General features: G+C 70.7%; 17 protein-coding genes. 10 read left to right on the top strand and 7 right to left on the bottom strand.

Annotation, left to right across the window (positions count from 1 at the left end):
• Positions 1 to 213: 213 nt before the first annotated feature.
• The 6 genes from ACZ4N5_RS01635 to ACZ4N5_RS01610 all read left to right on the top strand — a co-directional run bounded on the left by ACZ4N5_RS01635 (position 214) and on the right by ACZ4N5_RS01610 (position 8,782).
• Positions 214 to 1,113 (top strand): hypothetical protein, encoded by a 900-nt coding sequence (locus tag ACZ4N5_RS01635; RefSeq protein WP_467755141.1) that lies wholly within the window; start codon positions 214 to 216, stop codon positions 1,111 to 1,113.
• 131 nt (positions 1,114 to 1,244) lie between these two features.
• Entirely contained in the window at positions 1,245 to 2,255 is a 1,011-nt protein-coding gene (locus ACZ4N5_RS01630) for an endonuclease/exonuclease/phosphatase family protein (RefSeq protein ID WP_467755140.1), read from the top strand.
• 38 nt (positions 2,256 to 2,293) lie between these two features.
• Positions 2,294 to 4,228 carry an FUSC family protein gene (locus tag ACZ4N5_RS01625; protein ID WP_467755139.1) on the top strand — a complete coding sequence of 645 codons (1,935 nt, stop codon included), beginning with the start codon at positions 2,294 to 2,296 and terminating at the stop codon, positions 4,226 to 4,228.
• 248 nt (positions 4,229 to 4,476) lie between these two features.
• Positions 4,477 to 6,147: a VWA domain-containing protein gene (locus tag ACZ4N5_RS01620; RefSeq protein ID WP_467755138.1), complete on the top strand. Its 1,671-nt coding sequence runs from the start codon at positions 4,477 to 4,479 to the stop codon at positions 6,145 to 6,147.
• 165 nt (positions 6,148 to 6,312) lie between these two features.
• Positions 6,313 to 8,037, top strand: coding sequence for a methionine--tRNA ligase (gene metG / locus ACZ4N5_RS01615; RefSeq protein ID WP_467755137.1), 1,725 nt, complete (start codon positions 6,313 to 6,315; stop codon positions 8,035 to 8,037).
• Positions 8,038 to 8,305: 268 nt separating this feature from the next.
• The gene (locus tag ACZ4N5_RS01610) at positions 8,306 to 8,782 is read left to right on the top strand and encodes a hypothetical protein (RefSeq protein WP_467755136.1); all 477 of its coding nucleotides are present in this window, start codon (positions 8,306 to 8,308) and stop codon (positions 8,780 to 8,782) included.
• A gap of 121 nt (positions 8,783 to 8,903) precedes the next feature.
• Here ACZ4N5_RS01610 and ACZ4N5_RS01605 read toward each other — a convergent pair whose 3' ends face one another.
• Positions 8,904 to 9,860 carry an intradiol ring-cleavage dioxygenase gene (locus tag ACZ4N5_RS01605; protein WP_467755135.1) on the bottom strand — a complete coding sequence of 319 codons (957 nt, stop codon included), beginning with the start codon at positions 9,858 to 9,860 and terminating at the stop codon, positions 8,904 to 8,906.
• 208 nt (positions 9,861 to 10,068) lie between these two features.
• Positions 10,069 to 11,832, bottom strand: a complete 1,764-nt coding sequence (gene aspS / locus ACZ4N5_RS01600; protein WP_467755134.1) for an aspartate--tRNA ligase — start codon at positions 11,830 to 11,832, stop codon at positions 10,069 to 10,071.
• Positions 11,833 to 11,987: 155 nt separating this feature from the next.
• Between aspS and ACZ4N5_RS01595 the strand changes: the two genes are divergently transcribed.
• Positions 11,988 to 14,549, top strand: coding sequence for a SpoIIE family protein phosphatase (locus ACZ4N5_RS01595; protein WP_467755133.1), 2,562 nt, complete (start codon positions 11,988 to 11,990; stop codon positions 14,547 to 14,549).
• Here the strand turns inward: ACZ4N5_RS01595 and ACZ4N5_RS01590 are convergent.
• From ACZ4N5_RS01590 to ACZ4N5_RS01580, 3 genes are all read right to left on the bottom strand, one after another.
• Entirely contained in the window at positions 14,456 to 15,565 is a 1,110-nt protein-coding gene (locus tag ACZ4N5_RS01590) for an AI-2E family transporter (RefSeq protein ID WP_467755132.1), read from the bottom strand. The two genes, ACZ4N5_RS01595 and ACZ4N5_RS01590, sit on opposite strands and share 94 nt — an antisense overlap.
• A 174-nt stretch (positions 15,566 to 15,739) precedes the next feature.
• On the bottom strand, positions 15,740 to 16,711 hold the full coding sequence (locus tag ACZ4N5_RS01585) for a pirin family protein (RefSeq protein WP_467755131.1): 972 nt from the start codon (positions 16,709 to 16,711) through the stop codon (positions 15,740 to 15,742).
• A gap of 157 nt (positions 16,712 to 16,868) precedes the next feature.
• Positions 16,869 to 17,360: an SseB family protein gene (locus ACZ4N5_RS01580; RefSeq protein ID WP_266760725.1), complete on the bottom strand. Its 492-nt coding sequence runs from the start codon at positions 17,358 to 17,360 to the stop codon at positions 16,869 to 16,871.
• A 143-nt stretch (positions 17,361 to 17,503) separates the two neighbouring features.
• Here ACZ4N5_RS01580 and ACZ4N5_RS01575 point away from each other — a divergent pair, with 143 nt between their 5' ends.
• The 3 genes from ACZ4N5_RS01575 to ACZ4N5_RS01565 all read left to right on the top strand — a co-directional run bounded on the left by ACZ4N5_RS01575 (position 17,504) and on the right by ACZ4N5_RS01565 (position 21,173).
• Positions 17,504 to 19,330: an acyl-CoA dehydrogenase gene (locus ACZ4N5_RS01575; RefSeq protein WP_467755130.1), complete on the top strand. Its 1,827-nt coding sequence runs from the start codon at positions 17,504 to 17,506 to the stop codon at positions 19,328 to 19,330.
• Between the two features lie 150 nt (positions 19,331 to 19,480).
• Positions 19,481 to 20,776 carry a M18 family aminopeptidase gene (locus ACZ4N5_RS01570; protein ID WP_467755129.1) on the top strand — a complete coding sequence of 432 codons (1,296 nt, stop codon included), beginning with the start codon at positions 19,481 to 19,483 and terminating at the stop codon, positions 20,774 to 20,776.
• A 151-nt stretch (positions 20,777 to 20,927) separates the two neighbouring features.
• Entirely contained in the window at positions 20,928 to 21,173 is a 246-nt protein-coding gene (locus ACZ4N5_RS01565; protein WP_467755128.1) for a DUF6458 family protein, read from the top strand.
• 6 nt (positions 21,174 to 21,179) lie between these two features.
• Here the strand turns inward: ACZ4N5_RS01565 and ACZ4N5_RS01560 are convergent, their stop codons facing one another.
• Together ACZ4N5_RS01560 and ACZ4N5_RS01555 are read right to left on the bottom strand one after the other, a co-directional pair.
• Complete coding sequence (locus ACZ4N5_RS01560) at positions 21,180 to 23,021, bottom strand: thioredoxin-like domain-containing protein (RefSeq protein WP_467755127.1); 1,842 nt, start codon at positions 23,019 to 23,021, stop codon at positions 21,180 to 21,182.
• 46 nt (positions 23,022 to 23,067) lie between these two features.
• Entirely contained in the window at positions 23,068 to 23,478 is a 411-nt protein-coding gene (locus tag ACZ4N5_RS01555; RefSeq protein ID WP_467755126.1) for a cupin domain-containing protein, read from the bottom strand.
• Positions 23,479 to 23,490: the final 12 nt, after the last annotated feature.

The raw sequence follows: 23,490 nt of genomic DNA, 5'->3' as shown, positions 1-23,490 counted from the left end.
CGTTCGGGTGAGGGCTCCACCTGAGCGGCCAAAGCCCTTGGGGCCACTGGGATGCACGGGGGTGAGCCACGCCGCCCGAGGGCCTCAGGCGAGGTCCACGACGGGGTCGCGGGCGGCCTAGCGACTGCGACGGCTGCCCGTTCGGCTTGTCATATGCGCCCATTTGCAGTCAACCCGGTCGCGTACGGCGGCCGGGAGGCCTTGCCTGAAGACGTGTCCCCTCGTGTCCGGAGCGCTCTGTCGGCCGTGCTGATCGTGCTCGCCTGCTTCCTCGCGCCGCTCGGCGCGCTGTCGACGTGGGCGACGTACGGGCTCGGTGACTCCGAGCGGTACGAGGCCACCATGGCGCCGCTCGCCGCCGACGACGACGTCCGGGACGCCATCGCGGCCGGCGTCACCGACGACATCCTGCGCGAAGTCCACGTACGGCCAAGGCTCCAGGGGCCGGTGAACCACTTCGTGCGGGACGCCGTGCGCTCGTTCACCGAGACCGAGGCCTACCGCACCGCGTGGGAGGCCGCCAACATGGCCGCCCACGACGCCGTGATGCGGGCGCTGCGCGAGGACCGCGAGGGTGCGGTGACCGTCGACCTCGCACCCGTCACCGAGCGGGTCAAGCGCCGACTCGCCGACGACCACATGCCGTTGGCCAACCGGATCCCCGTCGAGCACACCGAGATCACCGTGCTCGAGGCCGAGGACCTGGCCCGGCTCCGGAAGGGGTTCCACGTGCTCGAAGTCGCCGGTTTCTGGCTGCCGGTGGCGTCGGTCGTCTTCGCGGCGATCGGGATCGTCATCGCCGTGCGCCGACGCCGGGCGGTCCTCGCGACGGGCCTCGGCACCGCGTTGGGCGCCGCGCTGCTCGGTGTCGCGGTCACCGTCGGCCGCAGCCTCACCCTCGACGACCTGCCGCCCGACGTGTCCCGCATGGCAGCGGGCGCGGTGTACGACGCCCTCACCGAGACCCTCCGGTTCGTCAGCTGGCTGCTGCTGGCCGTGGGTCTGACGGTGGCTCTGACCGCCGCGCTGGCCGGCGCGTACGCGCGCTACCGGCGGGCGGCCGAGGCGCCCGCGCAGACTTCGGCCGAGCAGTCGACAAGCGTGGGCGCCTGACTCCGCCCGAGCACACGGAAGACGCCGCCGGCCGGACTTCGCATCGGGCAACCCTCGCAACCGTCCACCGCCGCACCCCGTCTTCAGGGGAGAATTCGGACACCCCACGCGGACGAGCGGAAGGCCGGGAGTTGGACACTGCGGCGGCTGAGTGGACGGGCGCGGAGCAACCGGCGCACCGGGAGCGGCGGACCGGACGGACCTTCGCGATCTGGGTGGCCGGGCTGCTGCTGGCCGGGGTGAGCGTCGTCGTGGGATGCCGGGCGGCCGACACCGACGGGATCACGCCCGTACCGCAATTGCTGGCGTTCCTGCCGTGGCTGCTCGCGCCGACCGGCCTCGCCCTGCTGCTCGCCCTGCTCGCGCGCTGGCGGACCGGCCTGGTGTGGGGAGTCGCCGTCCTGGGGTTCCTCGCCTGGTTCATCGAGCCCTACGGCAAGGCCGCCGAACCCCACGGGAAGCCGCTCGCCGAGCTGCGGGTCATGACCTCCAACGTGGAGTTCGGGCGGGGGACCGATTCGCTCGTCGCCGCCGTACGGCAGCGCAGGCCCGACATCCTGTTCGTCGAGGAGTGCGAGTACGGGTGCTCACGGGCGCTGGAGGACGCCTTCGGGGGCAGCGGGGGCGTGTATCCGTACCGGGAGGCGGTCGAGGGGGCCGGGTCCGACGGGTCGGTCGTCATGAGCCGGTTCCCGCTGAAGGGCGCCGCCGGAGTGCGCGGAACCATGGGCATGCCGGGCGCCGTCGCCGACGTACAGGGCCACGCCGTACGACTGCAGCTCGCGCATCCGATGCCCCCGCTCCCGGGCCAACTCGGCCTATGGCGGCACGAATTGGGTGAACTGCGCGACTATGCCGCAAAGTCCCGCGAAACCACCGTTCTCGCCGGGGACTTCAACGCCTCCCAGGACCACGCCGTCTTCCGCCGCATCCTCGACACCGGACTGCACGACAGCGCCCGGCTCGCCGGCTCACCGCGCGCCCCGAGCTGGCCGGCCAGGACCACACCGACGTTCGGCGCGCAGATCGACCACGTCCTCGTGTCGGCCGACTTCTCCGCCGAGCGGGCCGTCTTCCTGCGGATCAGCGGCAGCGACCACCGCGCCCTCGTCGTCGACCTCACCCTCCACCAGCGGGACTGAGCCGGGGGCCGTCCCCGGAAAACCGCCATACTCGGTACATGTCCCGCGAGTTCCCCATCGGCCTCACCCCTCCCGACTGGCTGGTCAGGAACCTCAAACCGCAGCGGGTGCCCGTCAACCGGGCCGCCGCCGCCCGCGCCGCCGTCGCCCTGTCGCTCCCCCTCGCCATCGGCCTCGCCTACGACCAACCCGCGTACGGCGCCCTGGCCTCCATGGGCGCACTGTCCGGCGTCATCAGCGACACCGCGGACGCGTACCGCATGCGGATCTTCAACATCGCCTTCCCGCAGTTCTTCGGCGCGATCGGCGTCGCGATCGGCGCCGCGGTCTTCGGGCACGGCTGGGTCGCCGTCGCCACCGTGACCGGGGTCGCCCTGGTCTCCGGGATGATCTCGTCGATCGGCGCCGTCGCCTCCGTCACCGGACTGCTGCTGCTCCTCAACTGCGTGATCGGCGCCGGACTTCCGCTGCCCGGCGCCTGGTGGCTCGCCCCGCTGCTGATGGCCGGCGGCGGACTCCTCGTCCTCGCGCTGACCCTGCTCGCCTGGCCGCTGCGCTCGGGGATGCCGGAGCGGTCCGCCGTCGCGAGCACCTACCGGACGGTCGCGGACCTGCTCGCCGCGAGCGGCACCGACGACTACGAACGCCTCCGCCTCACCGTCACCCGGTCCCTGAACGAGTCGTACGACGTCGTCCTCGCCCGGCGCGCGTTCCACCACGGCCGCAGCCCCGACCTCGTCCGGCTGCTCGCCCAGCTGAACGCCGTCACCCCCGTCGTCGAGGCCGCCCCCGCCGCCCACCAGCGGGGCGAACCGCTGCCCGCCGAGATCGCCGCCGCCGTACGCCGTCTGGCCGAGACCGTCGAGACCGGCGGCACCGGCCCCCTGGAACTCCGGCTGCCCACCCCGGCCGACGAGACCGGGCGCGCCGTCGACCACGCCCTGCGGCACGCCGCCGACGTCGTGACGGACCGGTCCCCCGACCCGCACGCCCTCGGCGACCGCCTCGGCCGGCCCGCCGCGCTCCGCGTCCGCGCCGCCCGCGCCACCCGCAACGTCCTGCTGTCGGCGGCCTCCTGGCGCTACGGCACCCGCCTCGCCCTGTGCATCGGCCTCGGCCAGGTGCTGGTCTCGACCGTCGCGGTGCCACGCTCGTACTGGGTCGCGCTCACCATCACCTTCGTCATGAAGCCCGACTACGGCTCCGTCTTCTCCCGGGCGCTATTGCGCGCGCTCGGCACGGTCGCGGGCCTCGTGGTCGCGGCGGCCGTGCTGACCGTGGTGCCGCGCGGCTGGTGGGACGTGCCCGTGATGATGCTGCTCGCCGCGCTCATCCCGGCCCTGACCCCCCGTGGCTACGGCTATCAGACCGCCGCCATCACCCCGGTGATCCTGCTGCTGTCCGACATCCTCAACCACCAGGGCACCGGGCTGATCGTCCCCCGCCTCGTCGACTCCCTCATCGGCTGCGCCATCGCCCTGATCGCCGGGTACCTCCTCTGGCCGGAGAGCTGGCACGCCCGGGTCGGCGACCGGCTCGCGGACGCGGTCGCCGACACCGCCGGCTATGTCGAGCTGGCCTTCGGGGACGCCGCCGAGCCCGCGGCCCGCGCCCGCAGCAGGCGCCGCCTGTACCGCGACCTGTCCTCCATCCGTACGGAGTTCCAGCGCGCGCTGACCGAACCGCCGCCCAGCGGGCGCCGCGCCGCCGCCTGGATGCCGCTCGTCGTCGCCGTCGAACGGATCGTGGACACGACGACCGCCGCCCGGGTCCGCGTCAAACAGGGCGCGGCCGAGCCGTCCGCCGTCGAGATCTCCACCATCGCGCGCCAACTGCGGGAGCTGTCCGAGGGCCTGCGCGAGACGAACGTGCTCGTCGCCGTCCGCACCGATCTCAGCGGGCCGTCGGACAGCGTGCTCGAACCGGTGCGGCAGGAGGTCGCGGCGGCCAGGGCGATCGCCTCACCGCACTGAGCCGCCCTTTACTCTCCCCTTGCGATCCCTTGACACAAACGTAATACCGGGGGAGGGCGCGCGACGGAAGCACGAATTCCGACAAATCCCCGTGGTAGGAAAGTGAACCCGTGGGCGCTGTAAGGGGGTTGACGTGACGGCCGTCCGGTGTGCCGCCCCTGCCGAAGATCACCATCTATGGCCGCTAACCTTACGTGTCCGTCCTGGCCAGGGATTGACGGGATCAACTCACGCGAAGGGTTGCGCACATGGGCATTCTCACTCTCCTGCGGAATGCGATCGGCCGCTCACGCAAGGGTCGTGACGCCGACGCGGAGACCTCGCGAGAGGCCACGTCGACCGCGACGGTCCCGGCTCCCGCCGCGGAGCCGACGCTTTCTCCGGAGGCCGAGCCGGCCTCCACCCCCGTACCGGAGGCCGAGGCCACCATCCCGGCTCCCGCGTCCGAGCCCACGCCCTCCGTGGTCGACGAGCTGGTTTCGGCCGCCTTCGACAATGTGACGGTGCCGAAGCAGACCGAGTCTCCTTCCGCGGAAGAGACGCCTGCGGCAGAGCACCCGGCCGAGGAGGCCCCGGAAACGCCCGCAGAGGCCGAGCCCGTCGCCGAGCTCGCCCCCGAGACGGAGGCCTTTGCCGAGGTCGAGCCGACCGCCGAGGCCGAGCCCGTCGCCGAGGCAGAGGCTGAGGTCGAGCCCGTCGCCGAGACGGCGCGCGCTGCCGAGGTGGAGCCGGAACCGGTCGCCGAGGCCGAGCCCAGAGCTGAGGCGGAGGCTGTGCCCGCTGCCGAGGCGGAAGCAGCCGCAGAAGCGGAACCCGCTGTCGAGCCCGAGGCGGAGCCGGTCGTCGAGGCCGCGCCCGCTGCCGAGGCGGAGCCGGTCGTCGAGCCGGAGCCGGAGCCCGTCGCCGAGACGGAAACCGAGGCCGCGGTCGAGCCCGAGCCCGCCGTAGAGGCAGAGCTCGTTGCTGAGCCCGAGCCCGTCGCCGAGACGGAAGCAGTCGTGGAGGCCGAGCCCGTTGCCGAGGCTGCGGCTCCGGTCGAGCCCGAGCCCGCCGTCGAGACGGAGGCCGCCGCGGAGGTGGAGCCGGTCGTCGAGACCGCGCCCGCAGCCGAGACGGAGGCCGTTGCCGAGCCCGAGGCGGAGCAGATCGTCGAGGCCGAGCCGGTCGTCGCCGACGAGGTCGCCCCGGTGGCCGCGCAGGTGGACGAGCCCGCGGTCGCCGACGTCGCCGAGGGCGAAGCCGACGCGACGCCGGGTACCTCCGCCGTCACGGCGGCCCACGTCAAGGACGAGGCCCCGGCCCTGGTCACGGCGTACCAGGAAGCGGGTACCGCGCTCCAGAAGCGGGACCTCACCGGCGCGCGCGCCAAGGTCTACCTCGTGCTCGACCGCTCGTCGTCCATGCGCGCCTACTACAAGGACGGTTCCGCCCAGGCCCTCGGCGAGCAGGCCCTCGCCCTCGCCGCCCACCTGGACCCGAACGCGACCGTCCACGTCGTCTTCTTCTCCACCGAGCTGGACGGCACCGGCGTCCTCACGCTCGCCGAGCACGAGAACAAGGTCGACGACCTGCACGCCGGCCTCGGCCGCATGGGTCGTACGAGCTACCACGCGGCGGTGGAGGAAGTCGTCACCCACTACCAGCAGTCGGGCACCACCGACCCGGCCCTGGTGATCTTCCAGACGGACGGCGCCCCGGACGCCAAGACCCCCGCCACCCAGTCCCTCACGGACGCGGCGAAGGACCACCCGGGCGTCTTCTTCTCCTTCGTGGCCTTCGGCGAGCACGACAACAAGGCCTTCGACTACCTCCGCCGGCTGAAGACCGGGAACACGGCCTTCTTCCACGCGGGCCCGACCCCGCGCGAGCTGACGGACGTCGAGGTCTACGACGGCGTGCTGGAGAACTGGCGCCCGTAGCCCCCGTCCCACCAACACCCGGGCCGCCCCCTTCCCACGCCTTAAAACGGGAAGCGGGCGGCCCACCCATGTCGGCTACGATTTCAAGGTTCACCCGGCGACGACCCGCCCACCGGATATCCGACGCGATCGTCGCCCCACGTAGCGACCTGGGAGCAGCCCGCGATGGCTCGACACCTCATCACCAGCGCCCTTCCGTACATCAACGGGATCAAGCACCTGGGCAACATGGTGGGGTCCATGCTCCCGGCGGACGTGTACTCCCGGTACCTCCGCCAGCGCGGCCACGACGTCCTGTACATCTGCGCGACGGACGAGCACGGCACCCCCGCCGAGCTGGCGGCCAAGGAGCGCGGCCTGCCGGTCGACGAGTTCTGCGCGCAGGCGCACGACGCGCAGAAGGCCGTGTACGACGGCTTCGAGCTGGCCTTCGACTACTTCGGCCGCAGCTCCAGCCCGGAGAACCGCGGGATCACCCAGCACTTCGCGCGCCGCCTGAACGAGAACGGCTTCATCGAGGAGCGCGCGATCCGTCAGGTGTACTCGCCCGCCGACGGCCGTTTCCTGCCGGACCGCTATGTCGAGGGCACCTGCCCGCACTGCGGTTACGACAAGGCCCGCGGCGACCAGTGCGAGAACTGCACACGGGTCCTGGACCCCACGGACCTGATCAACCCGCGTTCGGCGATCTCCGGCTCGACGGAGCTGGAGGTGCGCGAGACCAAGCACCTCTTCCTCCTCCAGTCGAGGCTCCAGCACGAGGTCGAGGAGTGGGTGGCCCGCCACGAGTCCGAGTGGCCGCAGCTCGCCTCCTCCATCGCCCGCAAGTGGCTGACCGAGGGCCTGCACGACCGCGCGATCACCCGTGACCTGGACTGGGGCGTCCCGGTCCCGGCCGACACCTGGCCGGAGCTGGCGGCCGAGGGCAAGGTCTTCTACGTCTGGTTCGACGCCCCGATCGAGTACATCGGCGCGACGAAGGAGTGGTCCGACCAGGACACGGAGAACCGCGACTGGAAGTCCTGGTGGTACGACGCGGACTCCGGCGAGAACCCGGTCCGCTACACGCAGTTCATGGCGAAGGACAACGTGCCCTTCCACACCGTCATGTTCCCGGCCACCGAGCTGGGCGTGCGCGAGCCGTGGAAGAAGGTCGACTACGTCAAGGCCTTCAACTGGCTGACGTACTACGGCGGGAAGTTCTCCACCTCCCAGAAGCGCGGAGTCTTCACCGACCACGCCCTGGACATCCTGCCCGCCGACTACTGGCGCTACTTCCTCATCGCCAACGCCCCCGAGTCGGACGACTCGTCGTTCACCTGGGAGCACTTCACGGCCACGGTCAACAAGGACCTGGCCGACACCCTCGGCAACTTCGTCAACCGCGTCCTGTCCTTCTCCAAGAAGCGCTTCGGCGAGGAGGTCCCGGCGGGTTCGGAGGCCGGCGAGGCCGAGGCGAAGCTGGGCGTGGAGATCACGGGCCTGCTCGCTGAGTACGAGACCCAGATGGAGGCGCTCCAGTTCCGCAAGGCGGCCGCCGCGCTGCGCGCCCTGTGGTCGGCGGGCAACTCCTACCTGGAGGAGAAGGCCCCCTGGCTGGAGATCAAGACCAGCCCCGAGGGCGCGGCGCTGACGCTCCGTACGGCGATGAACCTCATCCACCTCTACTCGGTGGTCTCGGAACCCTTCATCCCGGCGTCCGCCCGCGCGATGCGCTCGGCCTTCGCCCTCGCGGACGACACGGCGACCTGGGTGACGCAGGACGAGGCCCGCGCCCTGTCCTTCGTCCCCGCCGGCACCCCCTTCACCGTTCCCCCGGTCCTCTTCGCCAAGATCACGGACGAGGACCTGGAGTCGTACAAGGAGCGCTTCGGCGGCTCGCCGGAGTAACGTCCACCGCTCGACAGGAGCCCGGGAACGAAACGTTCCCGGGCTCCTCGCGTACCGGAAGCCGTGCGCGCACCCGGGCCCGCGCTCGCCGGGCCCGCCGCCGGGCCGTCGGGGCCCGCTGGAGACCCGGTGACAGCCGGGCGACCTCCTGGCGGCGGCCGGGCGACACCCCCGCGGCGACCTGGGGAAACCGCCCGTCGTCCGGTCCCGCCGATCCGGGGTGGACCCCGGCGCCGAGTACTCCTCGACCACCCGTATGGTTTCCGCCATGGCAGTCCCCGAGGTCATTCCGATCGCCTACGAACCGAAGCACCGCACCGAGACAATCGGCCGGTACGCGGACGGTCAGTTCTTGGCGTCGATCACGTACGCCTTCCCCGAAGGGTTCCGTCCCGACGACGGCTGGGAAGAGCACAAACGTCTGTATACGGTGCTCCACACCTTCGACTCCGAGGGCCGCTACCGCGACTCGGAGGTCTGGTGTGCCGGCACCTGGGCCGAACAGCAACGAGACCCGCACGGGGACAACTCGGTACTCTCACGCGCCCGCGTCCACCTGGCGAAGCTGCTGCGCAGCCTGCCCCGGCGCTCGTACACGGACATCGCGATACGACCGTTCCAGCTCACCGTCGACGGCGTGCTGTTCGGCCTGCTGACCGGCCTGGACGAGGGCGAGGCCTGGGCCGAGCTGTACCCCGACCGCCTCGGCTTCTCCGAACCGTGGGACGGCACGTACGACACCTGAGCGGACCCGTTCCGCACGGCAAGGGGCCCCGAACCGACGTGTTCCGGGCCCCCGCCTGTCAGGAGTCGAAGAGGCCCGGAACCGTGGTGTCCGGGTCCCTGTGTGTCGAGGTGTCGAGGGGTCAGGACGACGTGGCCGACGCGCTCGGCCGGGTGTCCGTGCTGTCGTGGGTCTCGTCCGGGGCCACGCCCATCGTCAGGTGGGCGTGGACGCCCTTGGTGATGTGCTTCTTGTTGTACGAGAGGTACAGCAGCCCGCCCTCGTGGCCGTTGTCCGGGTAGATCGTGTCCTCGTCCAGCGTCGTACGGGTGGTCGCGTTCGTGGAGTACGGGGAGACCTCCGCCGACGCCAGAACCGCCTTCTCCGCGAGGAAGAGCTGGCCCGTGTGGCAGGTGTGACCGCCCTCGTAGCCCGCGTCGGTCCACGTGCCGTCCACATGCACCTTCACGTGGATGTGGACGCAGCGACCCTGGTACCAGCCGGGGAAGACCGTCCTGAAGGTGACCTGGCCGTGCCGGTCCGTCTTCCAGGTGCCGCGCAGATACCGCTTGTCGTCGGTGGGCTCGGAATGCCCGCCACCGGTGCCTCCGGAGGGCCCGGTGGACGGGGGTTCGCCGGTCGGCGTGCCCGTGGGGGTGCCGGACGGGACGTCCGTGGGCCCGCCCGACGGACCGCCGCCGCCACCGCCGTTGCTCATCGCCTCGTAGCCGGAGTACACACCCAGCGCCGAGCAGTGCCAGATGTCCACCGCGGCGTTTCTGACCGGCTTGCAGGTCTCCGTGTCGATCACCTTGAGCGCGAGGGTCAGGGGGATGCCCTCCTGGTCCTCGGTGATGTCCTGGCGGATCTTGTCCGCGTCGATGTAGTAGGGGCCCTCGGTGGTCTCCGAGGTCAGCGTGTAACAGGTCTCCGCGCTCGACGCGGCCGCCGACGCGCTGCCGGTCGTGACCTCGTCCGCGGACGCGGTGACGGCGATACCGCCGCCCACGCCCACGGCCGCCACGGCCGCTCCACCTGCGACGACGACCTTGCGCCGAGTCATGTTCCGTTTGTGCGCGGGTCCTTGGGTCTCAGTCATGCGCTGGACGGTAGGGAGCCGACCTGTCAGCAGCGTGGGTGCGGACTGTGGTTTCGCAGGCCACACGGAAGTGGCTCGGAACCATCGCTGGTTCCGAGCCACTTCCGTGTGCCGTGCCCACCTCGGCCGCGAGGCCCGCTTCAACCTGCGGTGCCTGCTGCGGCTGCGTTGCCCGTTTCGACCACGCAGCCTCTTGCGGCTGCGCCGACTACTTCGGCTGCGGCTTGCGCACCGAGATGTGCAGCTCGCGCAGCCGGGTCTCGTCCAGCTCCGTGGGCGCGCCCATCATCAGGTCCTGCGCGTTGCCGTTGAGCGGGAACGCGATCGTCTCGCGGATGTTCGGCTCGTCCGCGAGCAGCATGACGATGCGGTCGACGCCCGGGGCGATGCCGCCGTGCGGCGGGGCGCCGAAGCGGAAGGCGCGCAGCATGCCGGCGAACTGCTCCTCGACGGTCTCACGGTCGTAGCCCGCGATCTCGAAGGCCTTGAGCATGATCTCGGGCTCGTGGTTCCGGATCGCGCCGGAGGACAGCTCCACGCCGTTGCAGACGATGTCGTACTGCCAGCCGAGGATGTCCAGCGGGTCCTGGGTCTCCAGGGCCTCCAGACCGCCCTGCGGCATCGAGAACGGGTTGTGCGAGAAGTCGATCTTGCCGGTGTCCTCGTCCTTCTCGTACATCGGGAAGTCGACGATCCAGCAGAAACGGAAGACGTTCTCCTCGAAGTTGCCCGAGCGCTTCGCGGCCTCGACCCGCACCGCGCCCATGATCTTCGAGACCTCGTCGAACTCGCCCGCGCCGAAGAACACCGCGTGGCCGGGGGCCAGCGAGAGGCGCTTGGTCAGCTCGGCGACGTTCTCCTCGGTGAGGAACTTGGCGATCGGGCCCGTCAGTGAGCCGTCCTCGCCGACGCGCACCCAGGCCAGGCCCTTCGCGCCCTGCTCGACCGCGTAGTCACCCAGACCGTCGAAGAACTTCCGCGTCTGGCCGGACACGTCCGGCACCGGCAGCGCACGCACGTGCTTGCCGGCGAAGGCCTTGAACTCCGAGCCCTCGAAGATGTCGGTGATGTCGACGAGCTCCAGCTGGGCACGCAGGTCCGGCTTGTCGGAGCCGTACTTCAGCATCGACTCGCGGAACGGGATGCGCGGGAAGGGGGAGGTGACGTGACGGTCACCGCCGAACTCCTCGAACAGCTCCGTCATGAGCTTCTCGATGGGCTGGAACACGTCCTCCTGCTCGACGAAGGACATCTCCACGTCGAGCTGGTAGAACTCGCCCGGCGAACGGTCCGCGCGGGCGTCCTCGTCGCGGAAGCAGGGCGCGATCTGGAAGTAGCGGTCGAAGCCGGAGATCATCAGCAGCTGCTTGAACTGCTGCGGCGCCTGCGGGAGCGCGTAGAACTTGCCGGGGTTCAGCCGGGAGGGGACCACGAAGTCGCGCGCGCCCTCGGGGGAGGTGGCGCTGAGGATCGGGGTCGCCATCTCGTTGAAGCCCAGCGCCGTCATCTTGTGACGGATCGCGGAGATCACGGCCGTACGCAGCAGGATGTTGCGGTGCATGCGCTCGCGGCGCAGGTCGAGGAAGCGGTACTCCAGGCGGCGCTCCTCGTTCACCCCGTCCTCGGCGTTGATCGTGAACGGAAGCGGCGCGGCGGCGCCGAGCAGCTCGACCTCGCTCACCTCGACCTCGACCTCGCCGGTCGGCAGGTCCGGGTTCACGTTCTCCGTACCGCGCGAGACGACCTTGCCGTCGATGCGGACGGTCGACTCCTTGGAGACCTTGTCGAGGGCCTCGTAGGCGGGCGTGCCGGGGCGGGCGACGAGCTGCGTGATGCCGTAGTGGTCGCGCAGATCGATGAAGAGGATGCCACCCAGGTCTCGGCGATTGTGCAGCCAGCCGCTCAGCCGGACGTCGCTGCCGACGTCAGAGGCGCGGAGCTCGCCGCAGGTGTGGGACCTGTACCGATGCATCGTCGTTCATCCAGTCTTCGCGGATTGAGGGCCTGTTTCACGTGAAACACCCCCAGGGTACCGGGCAGGCCAGGATCACCTCCCCACCATTAACCGCTCCGCGCCCCGGACGGCATCGGTGGCAGGCACCGATCACCTGTTCATACAGTGGGCGCATGCGCACTGGTGAGCCCCTGCCCGCTGTGGGGGACGTCCTGGCCAATCTCGCGACCGGCGTGTGGCGCTGGGACAACGCCTCGGGTCTCGTCACCTTCGACGCGGAGGCCGCCCGTCTCATCGGTATGCCCGCGGAGCTGACGACGCTCTCCGAGGCGGGCGTACGCTCCCATGTCCATCCCGTCGACTGGAACGAGATGGACGGCGTGGTGCAGCTCGCGGTGGCCGAGGGCACGCTCGCCGAGGCGCGGATGCGGATCATGGACGGACACGGCCGGGTGCTCCGCACGGTCCGCAGCCGCTCCAGGCCGCTCATCGACCCCGAGACCGGGCAGTACGAGCTGGTCGGCACCCTTCAGGAGGTCAGCGAGCAACCGCCGGGCGCCGCCGCGCGCACCCCCGTCACCGGGGACTGGCGCCGCTCGCGGGAGGCGTTCCTGCTGGACGCGGGGCGGGCGCTGGCCGAGGCACGGTCCACGGCGGAGGTGCTGCGGGTGGCGGCGGGGCTGTCGATGCCCGGCTTCTCACCGGACGGTCTCGCCGTGTTCGGCGCGGAGGGCGACCGGCTGACGATCATCGGCCATCACGGGCACCAGCCGGGCGACGAGGGGCCCTTCTCGCACATGTCGCTGGCCACGGACTATCCGGCCGCCGAGGTCGTCCGTACGGGCCGTGCGGTCTATCTCTCCTCCCCCGACGACTACAAGGAGCGCTACCCGGCGTCCTGGCCGCTCGCCCAGCACTTCGGGCGGCAGTCGTGGGCGTTCCTGCCGCTCACCGTCGCCGGCAGCACCATGGGCGCGTGGATGGCGGCCTTCACGTATCCCGTCAGCTTCACGCCCGACGAGCGCTCGGTCCTCACGACCGTCGCCCGCATGCTCGCTCAGGCCCTCTCGCGCGCCGAAGCCGCCGAGACCGCGCGGGAGCTGACCGACGGTCTCCAGCGCTCGATGATGCCGACGCTCGGCCCGCAGATGCCGGGCATGAGCGTCGCCGCACGCTACGTCCCGACCGGCGGCGGCCTCCAGGTCGGCGGTGACTGGTACGACATGATCCCGCTGCCCGCCGGCCGCTACGCCCTGGTCATCGGCGATGTGCAGGGTCACGACGTCCGCGCGGCCGGCCTGATGGGCCAGCTCCGGATAGCCCTGCGCGCGTACGCCGCCGAGGGCCACCGGCCCGACGCGGTGCTGTCACGGGCCTCGCGCTTTCTCTACGGGGTCACCGACTCGGTGACGTACGGGTCGAGCGGCGGCGCCGACGGCGGCGAGGACCCCGCGGACCCCGCCGATGTGCGCTTCGCGACCTGCCTGTACGTCGAGGTCGACCCGGCGACCGGGACGCTCGACATCGCCCGCGCCGGACACCCCGACCCCGCGATACGCATGGCGGACGGGACGGTGCTGATGCGGCCCACGGCGGGCGGACTGCCGCTCGGCATCGACCCTGACGCCGACTACCCGACCACGCGGCTCGTCCTGGAGCCGGGCGAAACCATGCTGATCTGCACCGACGGACTCATCGAGACAGGCGGCCACGACCTCGACACCGGCTGGCGCCGTATCCGCCGGACGCTCGAATCCCACGACGGCGACATGGAGGCCCTCGCCGACGCGCTCGTCCAGGCCGTGCACGGGCCCTCCTCCCACCACACCACCGGTCCGCTGGCCGACCGGCGCGAGGACGACATAGCGGTGCTGCTGCTGTCCCGGCTGGGCGTGGAGGGTGCCTACGACGACACGGCTCCGACCGTACGGCCGATGGTTCGCCGCACGATGCTGACCGTGGCGCAGGCCGAGCCCGAGCGGATCGCGGAGGCCCGTCAGCAGCTGCGGGAGCTCCTGCACGACTGGACCTCCGCCGACCAGCTCGACTCCGCGGTCCTGCTCGTCTCCGAAATGGTGACCAACGTCCTCGTACACACCGACGCCGACGCGCTGCTCGTCGCCGAGGTGACGGGCGAGCCGGCCAAGCGGCGGATGCGGGTCGAGGTCACCGACGGCAGCGACGACCTGCCGCACCGGCGCCATCCCGGGGAGCTGGCGTCGTCCGGACGCGGACTGGTGCTCGTCGAAATGCTCGCGGACGCGTGGGGGGTGGACCCGCGGGGCGAGGGCAAGAGCATCTGGTTCGAGTTCTCCGAGGCCCCGGACACGGATTCCGGTGAGCCCGAGCCCTCGGACGACTCCGCGCTGCTGGACGCGTGGGAGGCGTTCGGCGAGGTCACGGACTTCGGCGAACCGCCGGGCACGGACCCCGCGCACGGCTCCCTCTCCGGAAACGGCTCCCCTTCCACGCAGAGCCCGGGCACCCCGGGCAACTCCCACGCCACGGACGCATCCGCCACCACGAACGACGTACCCCGCGCCATGGACGGCTCCGGCACCGCGGACCTACCCCGCGCCATGGAGGGCTCCGGCACCACGGACGTACCCCGCACCGCTGATGGCCCCGGGTTCTCCGAGGCCTACGAGTCCTCCGACGGTCCCGGTGCCCCCGGCACCCCGGGGAATCCTGGCGCTCCCGGTCCGTCCCGTCCGTCCGGCCCCTCGGGCGCGTAACGCACACGGAGTTCGTGCACCACGCCGAAGGCCGCCGCCGTCAGCGGTACGGCGAGCAGCATGCCGAGCACGCCCGCGACGGACGCGCCCGCCGTGATCGCGAGCAGCACCACCGCCGGATGCATCTGCACCCTGCGGCTCTGGATCATCGGCTGGAGGCCGTATCCCTCCAGGACCTGCACGGCGAGCACGACCCCGAGCACCCACAGGGCGATCACCAGCCCCCGGTCCGCGAGCGCGACCAGCACGGCCACCGCCCCGGAGATGAACGCGCCGAGATACGGGATGTACGCCCCCACGAAGACCAGCGCGCCGAGCCCCACCGCACCCGGGACACGGAAGATCAGGAGCCCGACGGTGATGCAGAGGGCGTCGATGAGCGCGATGATCGTCGTCCCGCGCATGAACCCCTCGACAGCCCCGTAGGCACGCCGGGCCATGGCCTCGACGAGGTCGGCGGTCCCCCGGGGCGCGAGCGACCGCAGTGATCCGGCCACCCGGTGCGAGTCCCGCAGGAAGAAGAACACGAGCAGCAGGGCGAGGAAGGCCATGGCGATGGTCTCGGCCACGACGCTGACACCGCTGACGACATTGGACGCGGCCGTTCCGCCGAACTTGCTCAGCAGGTCCTTGGAGTTGGCGGCGAGGTCGTCGAGCGAGGTGCCCGCCGCGCCGAAGTGCTCGGCCACGGACCGCGAGGCCTGCCGGAGCGAGGCCACGATCTGCCCGCCGGTGTGGATGAGCGCGGCGACGACGATGTAGACGGCACCGCCGACCACGACGGCCACCGCGACGCAGGTGAGGGCGGCGGCCAGCGAGCGGTTGAACCGTGCCCTGACCATCCGCCGGTACAACGGCCCGAGCAGCGCGGTCCCGAGCAGCGCGAGCAGCACCGGCACCACCGCCGTACGGAACTCCCCGCACAGCAGGATCCCCACCCATCCCACACCGGCGGCCAGCAGGATCACGACACACCAGGCCGCCAACCGCCGGGCACCCTCGGGGAGTAGCTGCACCCTGCCAGCTGACCATGCGTCAGCCGGAACGGCGCCCCGGGAAAGACCGAACGGGGGGGTCCGCGTACGGCACGCGAAAAAGCCCCGTCCGGTACGGCGGACGGGGCTTCCCGGTGCTCAATCGCTCACGAGGCCTCGGAAGGACGAAGGACTCGGAAGGAACTCCGGACGGGCCTACAGCCCGCCCTCCGACATCCCGTGCACCGCCGGGATCGTCCCCAGGCGGCCCTTCTGGAAGTCCTCGAAGGCCTGCTGGAGCTCGTCGCGGGTGTTCATCACGAACGGGCCGTAGTGGGCCATCGGCTCACGGATCGGCTGACCCCCGAGGAGGACGACCTCCAGGTCCGGTGTGTTGGAGTCCTGCTTCCCGTCCGCGCGGACGGTCAGCGAGGAACCCGCTCCGAAGACGGCGGTCTGCCCCATGTGGACCGGGCGACGGTCCGCGCCCACGCTGCCGCGTCCGGCGAGAACGTACGCGAGGCCGTTGAAGTCCTCGCGCCACGGCAGAGTGATCTCGGCGCCGGGCCGCAGCGTGGCGTGGACCATGGTGATCGGGGTGTGCGTGATGCCCGGTCCCTGGTGGCCGTCGAGCTCACCGGCGATGACGCGCAGGAGCGCGCCGCCGTCCGGGGTGCTGAGCAGCTGCACCGTGCCGCCCCGGATGTCCTGGTACCTCGGGGCCATCATCTTGTCCTTGGCCGGCAGGTTCACCCACAGCTGGAGGCCGTGGAAGAGTCCGCCCGACATCACGAGGTGCTCCGGCGGCGCCTCGATGTGGAGCAGGCCGGAACCGGCCGTCATCCACTGCGTGTCGCCGTTGGTGATCGTGCCGCCGCCACCGTTGGAGTCCTGGTGGTCGAAGACGCCGTCGATGATGTACGTCACGGTCTCGAAGCCGCGGTGCGGGTGCCAGGGGGTGCCCTTCGGCTCGCCCGGCGCGTACTCCACCTCACCCATCTGGTCCATCATGATGAACGGGTCGAGGTGCTTGTAATTGATCCCGGCGAACGCGCGGCGGACCGGGAAACCCTCGCCCTCGAAGCCACTGGGCGCGGTCGTCACGGCCAGCACGGGACGCTCCACGGCGTCGGCCGGCGCGGCCACACGGGGCAGGGCCAGCGGGTTCTCGACAGTCACTGCGGGCATGTCGGTACCTCCTTGTGCTTCGAGTTTAGTTGAGGATTGAACTTTCTGCTACCCGTAACGATGTACGCCCGGAGGGCATTCCCTCCGGGCGTCACGTGTTCGTGAGACATTCCGGCCGCGCGGACGACGGGCCTTCGGCCCCGCCCGCGGCGGCCCGTCAGCCGTACATACGGCGCATCGCGAAGTCCACCATCTGCTCCACGGCCTTCGCGTCGAAGACCATCCGGTGCTCACCCTCCATGTCGATCACGAAGCCGTAGCCCGTGGGCAGCAGGTCGATCACCTCGGCTCCGGTGATCACGAAGTACTTGGACTCCTTGCCCGCGTACCGGCGCAGTTCCTTGAGCGAGGTGAACATCGGGATGACAGGCTGCTGGGTGTTGTGCAGCGCCAGGAATCCGGGGTTGTCCCCGCGCGGGCAGTACACCTTCGACGTGGCGAAGACCTGCTGGAAGTCCTCGGCGGCCATGGACCCCGTGGTGAACGCGCGAACCGCGTCCGGAAGGGACGGCGGGGACGGCTCGGGATACAGGGGCGGCTGCTGGCCGTACCCGCCGGGCATCTGTCCGCCAGGCATCTGGCCGGGCATCTGCTGCTGCGGCGGGACGTACCCCTGCTGGGCGCCTGCGTTCTGCTCGTAGCCGTACATGCGTCAAAGAGTAGTGGGCCACATATGGCCCACCCGGGGTTGCTTCTTATTACTGACGGGTAGCATCATCGAAGCTACTTGTTGGTACGTGAACCAGATGCGAGGAGTCAGTGCCTCGCCGATCCCTTAACGGAGCCGTCGCCATGGGGCATTACAAGTCGAATCTCCGCGACATCGAGTTCAACCTCTTCGAGGTGCTCGGGCGCGACAAGCTGTACGGCACCGGCCCGTTCGCGGAGATGGACACGGACACCGCCAAGAGCATCCTCGAAGAGCTGACCCGCCTCTCGGAGAACGAGCTGGCCGAGTCCTTCGTGGACGCCGACCGCAACCCCCCGGTCTTCGACCCGGAGACCAACACGGCGCCGGTCCCGGCTTCCTTCAAGAAGTCGTACAAGGCGTTCATGGACTCCGAGTACTGGCGTCTCGGCGTGCCCGAGGAGATCGGCGGCTCCACCGCGCCCCGCTCCCTGATCTGGGCGTACGCGGAGCTGATCCTCGGCGCGAACCCGGCGGTCTGGATGTACTCCAGCGGCCCCGCGTTCGCCGGCATCCTCTTCGAGGAGGGCAACGAGGTCCAGAAGCACATCGCGACGATGGCCGTCGAGAAGCGGTGGGGCTCCACCATGGTGCTCACCGAGCCGGACGCCGGCTCGGACGTGGGCGCCGGCCGCACCAAGGCGATCCAGCAGGAGGACGGCTCCTGGCACATCGAGGGCGTGAAGCGCTTCATCACCTCGGGTGAGCACGACATGGAGGAGAACATCCTCCACTACGTCCTCGCGCGCCCCGAGGGCGCCGGCCTCGGCACCAAGGGCCTGTCCCTCTTCCTCGTCCCGAAGTACGAGTTCGACTTCGAGACCGGCGAGCTGGGCGAGCGCAACGGCGTGTACGCGACGAACGTCGAGCACAAGATGGGCCTGAAGGCCTCCAACACGTGCGAGATGACCTTCGGCGACCGCCACCCCGCCAAGGGCTGGCTGATCGGCGACAAGCACGACGGCATCCGCCAGATGTTCCGCATCATCGAGTTCGCCCGCATGATGGTCGGCACGAAGGCGATCTCCACGCTGTCGACCGGCTACCTGAACGCGCTGGAGTACGCCAAGGAGCGCGTCCAGGGTCCCGACCTCGCGGAGTTCATGGACAAGGCCGCGCCCAAGGTCACCATCACGCACCACCCGGACGTGCGCCGCTCGCTGATGACGCAGAAGGCGTACGCCGAGGGCATGCGCGCCCTGGTGCTGCACACCGCCGCGATCCAGGACGAGATCCAGATCAAGGAGGCCGCCGGCGAGGACGGCGCCGCCCTCGAGGCCCTGAACGACCTCCTCCTGCCGATCGTCAAGGGCTACGGCTCCGAGAAGGGCTACGAGCTGCTCGCCCAGTCGCTCCAGATCTTCGGCGGCTCCGGCTTCCTGCAGGAGTACCCGATCGAGCAGTACATCCGCGACGCCAAGATCGACACGCTGTACGAGGGCACCACCGCGATCCAGGGCCAGGACTTCTTCTTCCGGAAGATCGTCCGCAACCAGGGCGCGGCTCTGAACACCCTCGCCGAGGACATCAAGAAGTTCCTGGCGCTCGGTACGGGCGGCGAGGAGCTGTCCGCCGCCCGCGAGCAGCTCGCGAAGGCGGCCGTCGAGCTGGAGGCCATCGTCGGCCTCATGCTGACCGACCTCGCGGCCACCGAGCAGGACGTCAAGAACATCTACAAGGTGGGCCTCAACACCACCCGCCTCCTGATGGCCTCCGGCGACGTGGTCGTCGGCTACCTGCTGCTGCGCGGTGCCGCCGTCGCCGCCGAGAAGCTGCAGACCGCCTCCGCCAAGGACAAGGCGTTCTACACCGGCAAGATCGCGGCCGCGAAGTTCTTCGCCGCCAACGTGCTGCCGGGCGTCACCGGTGCCCGCAAGCTCGCCGAGGTCGTCGACCTGGACCTCATGGAGCTGGACGAGGCCGCCTTCTAAGGGCCCGCCGCCCCGCGAAGCCGGACGGACACCCACGCCGGACCCCGTCATCGGGTCAGGTGTCCCAAGGTGTCCGCCCTTCACATCCCCCTTACGAGGGCCCGCTCCCAACCCCGGGAGCGGGCCCTCGCGCGTCGTTAAGGTGAACCCATGAGCGCACCCACCCGCTTCGACCGCGGCCACACCGACGACCTCATGTCCTTCCTCACGGCGAGTCCGACGCCGTACCACGCCGTGGCGACCGCCGCCGAGCGGCTGGAGAAGGCCGGATTCCGTCAGGTCGCCGAGACCGACGCGTGGGAAGGGACCAGCGGCGGAAAGTACGTGCTGCGCGGAGGGGCGATCATCGCCTGGTACGTGCCGGAGGGCGCCGAACCGCACACACCGTTCCGGATCATCGGCGCGCACACCGACTCCCCGAACCTGCGGGTCAAGCCGCTGCCCGACACCGGCGCGCACGGCTGGCGGCAGGTGGCCGTGGAGATCTACGGCGGGCCGCTGCTGAACTCCTGGCTCGACCGGGACCTGGGCCTGGCCGGACGCCTGTCGCTGCGGGACGGCTCGACCCGCCTCGTCAACATCGACCGCGCCCTGCTGCGCGTGCCCCAGCTCGCCATCCACCTGGACCGTTCCGTCAGCAACGACGGGCTCAAGCTCGACAAGCAGCGCCACCTCCAGCCCGTCTGGGGACTCGGCGACACCCGCGAGGGCGACCTGATGAGCTTCCTGGAGGAGGAATCGGGGCTGCCCGCGGGCGAGGTCACCGGCTGGGACCTGATGACCCACTCCATCGAGCCCCCCTCCTACCTGGGCCGCGACAAGGAACTGCTCGCCGGGCCGCGCATGGACAACCTGCTGTCCGTGCACGCCGCCACGGCCGCACTGGCCGCGGTCGCGACGGCCGACTCCGGGCTCTCGTACATCCCGGTCCTCGCCGCCTTCGACCACGAGGAGAACGGCTCGCAGAGCGACACCGGCGCCGACGGGCCGCTGCTCGGAAGTGTGCTGGAACGTTCTGTCTTCGCCCGCGGCGGTTCCTACGAGGACCGGGCGCGCGCCTTCGCCGGCAGCATCTGCCTGTCCTCCGACACCGGTCACGCCGTGCACCCCAACTACGCCGAGCGGCACGACCCGACGCACCACCCGCGTGCCAACGGCGGCCCCATCCTCAAGGTGAACGTCAACAACCGCTACGCCACCGACGGTTCGGGCCGCGCGGTGTTCGCCGCCGCCTGCGACAAGGCCGGCGTTCCCGTCCAGTCCTTCGTCTCCAACAACTCCATGCCCTGCGGCACCACCATCGGCCCCATCACGGCGGCCCGGCACGGCATCAAGACGGTCGACATCGGCGTGGCCATCCTCTCCATGCACAGCGTCCGCGAACTCTGCGGCGCCGACGACCCGTTCCTGCTGACCAACGCACTGGTGGCGTTCCTGGAGGGATAGCCCTCCGCGGCACGGAGGGGAGTTCGGCACGCCGTCTTGAGGGACGGCGTGCCGTGACGTGAGGGATCGCCTCCGCATGGCTCGCGGGGTCCCGGGTACCCGGAACGGGTCCGGAATGACTCCGAGTTGCTAATTGAAGGAGGCGACACCCATGGGCCTGGGCGGATGCATCATCCTGATCGCCGCAGGGGCGATCCTCACGTTCGCGACCGACTGGCACATGCAGGGGGTCGATCTTCACGTGGTCGGCGTGATCCTCATGATCGCCGGACTGATCGGTGTGGCGAGCTTCGGCAGCATCGCCAGGCGCAGGCGCGTGGTCGTACCGCCGACAACGACCGTCGTGGAGGACGAGCGGCACCACCGCGGCGGCTACAGCGACGGTTACGGCGTCTGAGCCGGATCAGTCGTCCATGCCCGCGAGGACCAGGGGAAGCCGGTCCGCACCGCCTTCGGTGAGGCGGACCGGCACACCCCAGTCCTGCTGGTGGACGTGGCAGGCGGGGTACTGGTCGGCCGGATCGTCGTCGCAGGACGCGGCCATCGCCGACACGTGCAGCACGCCCGCCGGAACAGCCGGGTTCAGCTCGACCGTCCGCGCGAGATCGGTGCCGGCGCCCTCGCCCGCGAGCAGCAGCTCGGGCGGGGTGGCGGAGACGAGCAGCCGGGTGGACGGGCCGTACCTGGTGTCCAGCTTCTGTCCGGCCGGCGCCTGGAAGATGACGTCCAACCGGACGGCGCCCGGGGCGACTTCGGTGGCCGCGCGCTGGGTCCGATGGGCGACCGACTCCACCCGTACGGCCTCATCGGGGAGCCGCAGCCTGGTCAGCCGGTGGCGGGCGGACTCCACCACCACGATGTCGTCCCCGACGAGCACGGCGTCACTCGGCTCCCGCAAGTCTGTTGCCAGCGTGGTCACTTCACCCGTCGCCGGGTCGTAGCGGCGCAGCGCGTGGTTGTACGTGTCGCTGACCGCGACCGAGCCGTCGGGCAGCGCGGTGACACCCAACGGGTGCTGGAGAAGCGCCTGTTCGGCGGCCCCGTCGCGGTGTCCGAAGTCGAAGAGCCCGGTGCCGACGGCGGTGTGCACGGCACCGTCCAGATCCACCCAGCGCAAGGCGCTCGTCTCGGAGTCGGCCAGCCAGAGCCGGTCCCCGGTGGCGGCGAGCCCCGACGGCTGCGCGAACCAGGCCTCGGGCCCCGGCCCGTCGACCAGCCCCTCGTTCGTCGTGCCCGCGGCGACCCCGACGCTCTCCGTCGCCGGGCCGTACGCCCACAGCTGGTGCACACCGGCCATGGCGATCCAGACCTTCCCGCCGAAGAGGGCCACGTCCCACGGCGAGGACAGATCGACCTCGCGCGCCGGTCCGGACGTCGGCGACCCCTGCCACCACTGACGGCCGGTGCCCGCGAGGGTGCTCACCGCGCCGGTCGCGAGATCGACCCGGCGCAGCGCGTGGTTCACGGTGTCCGCGACGACGACCGCGCCCTCGTCGAGCAGCGCGAGCCCCTGCGGCTCACTGAACCCCGCCGCCCCGGCACTGCCGTCGACGAAGCCCCGCACGCCCGATCCGATACGCCGAACGACGGTCTCGGCGTCCTCCGCCAGCTCCACCAGCTGATGCCGGGTCGTGTCGCTGACCAGCAGATTTCCGCTCGGCAGGGCGAGCGCCTTGCCGGGGAAGCGCAGCACGGTCGGCTCGGGTTCGGGCGCCACGTACGGCCCGTCGCCGCGGCGCAGAGTGCCCTTCGCCGCGTGCTCGGCCTCCAGCTCCTCCACCAGCCGCTCGATGGCGTGGGCATGGCCCTCACCGGCGTGCTGCGCGACGACGTACCCCTCGGGATCGATCACCACGAGCGTCGGCCACGCCCGTACGGCGTACTGCTTCCAGGTCGCGAGCTCCGGGTCGTCGAGAACCGGATGCTCCACCCCGTACCGCTCCACGGCGTCGACGACCGCCTGATGCTCCGCCTCGTGCACGAACTTCGGCGAGTGCACCCCGATGATCACCACGGTGTCCCGGTGCTTCTCCTCCAGCTCCCGCAACTCGTCCAGGACGTGCAGACAGTTGATGCAGCAAAAGGTCCAAAAATCGAGCAGAACAATGCGTCCTCGCAGGTCGGCGAGGGTGTACTGCTCGTCTCCCGTGTTCAGCCAGCCCCCCTTGCCGATCAGCTCGGGGGCGCGGACGCGGGCGCGACGGCGGGCGGGGGTCGAGGCGGGCGCCTGGGCGGAGTCGTTCATGGATCAAGGGTGCCACCCGGGACGGACAACAGGTCGGGCGGCGGCGTCAGTCCAGGGCGTGGCCCGTCGTGGCGTCCACGTGGGTGGGGATCTCGTCGTGGCGGTCGCCGACGGTGAGAGTGCCGGTGGGTTCGAAGAGGAGGATCGCCGCGCCGCCGGGGGCGGACGGCTTGTGCTCGGTTCCGCGCGGGACGGTGTAGACGGAACCCTTGGGGAGGACGACGGTCCGCTCGCCGGCCGGCTCCCGGAGCGCGATGGTCAACTCGCCCTCCAGAACCAGGAAGAACTCGTCCGTGTGGTCGTGCACGTGCCAGACGTGCTCGCCCTCGACCTTCGCGACGCGCACGTCGTAGTCGTTGACGGCGGTGACGATGCGGGGACTCCACAGATCGGTGAAGGAGGCGAGGGCGGTGGAGAGGGAGACGGGTTCGGCGCGTCGGGCGGATTCGCTGGTCATGCGCTCATCCTC

The organism is Streptomyces sp. NPDC026500 (genome assembly GCF_055567635.1).
The sequence above is the reverse complement of the archived record's forward strand: the minus strand, read 5'-3'. Positions and strand labels throughout refer to the sequence as shown.